At 29.0% G+C, this 1,218-nt stretch carries 2 protein-coding genes; both read right to left on the bottom strand.

From position 1 onward, the window contains the following. Positions 1-11 precede the first annotated feature (11 nt). The gene (locus ABD011_RS15700) at positions 12-302 is read right to left on the bottom strand and encodes an AcrID1 family anti-CRISPR protein (RefSeq protein WP_343799780.1); all 291 of its coding nucleotides are present in this window, start codon (positions 300-302) and stop codon (positions 12-14) included. Positions 303-523: 221 nt separating this feature from the next. Then, positions 524-814 (bottom strand): hypothetical protein, encoded by a 291-nt coding sequence (locus ABD011_RS15695; protein ID WP_343799778.1) that lies wholly within the window; start codon positions 812-814, stop codon positions 524-526. Positions 815-1,218 lie beyond the last annotated feature (404 nt).

Below are 1,218 nucleotides of genomic sequence, written 5' to 3'. Positions count from 1 at the left end.
AAAAAAGAAAATTATAGCTTAATCTCTCTCCACATTTGTAACTCCATTACGTAATATTTCTCATCTTTCTTATAGTAGACCAATAACATTTTAACGTACCTTTTTCCTTCTTCCCAATATTCGTAAATGTCAGTTATTACACCGTAATCTTCTGTACCAGTTACCAAGGTACCTTGACCGATTAACTGTTTAAATTCTTCTGGACTAACTTCAACATCTTCCCTAAATCTCAGCTGTAACTCGTCTACTGTACTGTCTTCAAATACTTGATTTACGATTTGATTTAAGACTTCATACTTCACTTTTTACTCACCACTTACATATATGTATCTTCTGCTATATAAATCTTTCTCTATCTTTTTACTTCTCTATCTCTTTATTTTTTCACCTCCTTGATTTTTCAACCTTTACAATTACTATCACAAAACTGAAAAAAACTAAGCATAATCTTAGCTAATTAGGAGAAAAATAAAAATTCTAAAAAGGAGAATTAGAACTTACAAATAAAAAAACAAAACTTAACTTACCAACAGTCTTCTAAATATTTCCTGACCTTTTTCTCACTGATTCCTAGTCCGTATGCAATCTCCTTAACTGTAAACCCTCTTTTGACTAACTCATGAACTATGCTAACTAGGTCATCCTCACTTTCAATATAGTACGTTTCTCCTTCAATTATTACTTCTTTTTTCATTTCTCTTTCACTGATATCATATATGTAAAAACTCATATATAAATCTTTCTCTAAACTTTTACGTTTGTATCTCTCGACTTTCAATAAGAGGCCTCCAATTTTTTCCAACACTGCATTCATAAATTGAAGGTTCCAATTTTTCTATCTCCAATTTTTTAAAAAAGGCCACTTTTTATTCCTAGCATGAAACAAATTGATTACGAGCGGTGAAAAAGTCTAAAAGAATCTATTTTGAACTGAAGAATAATTATATAATTAATAACTACTATCTAGCTAATTAGCTAATATATATAATATACTAATTAACTAATTAGCATAATATACAAATATATAAATATTAAGATATTACGATTGTAATAATATTAATATATATAAAAAAATAATAAAAAAAAGAAGGATAGTCCTCACTAACATAATTAAATGCCTTCTGCTAGTATTTAAACTTTTCTCTCTAAACTTCCAATTTCCTCCATTGCAAAAGCAAGTCGGATCGTAGCCATGTCGTTCTGTGTGCCAAGGAGTTG

The organism is Gaetbulibacter jejuensis (assembly GCF_039524015.1).
In the GTDB taxonomy this organism is placed as follows: domain Bacteria; phylum Bacteroidota; class Bacteroidia; order Flavobacteriales; family Flavobacteriaceae; genus Gaetbulibacter_B; species Gaetbulibacter_B jejuensis.
The sequence above is the reverse complement of the archived record's forward strand: the minus strand, read 5'-3'. Positions and strand labels throughout refer to the sequence as shown.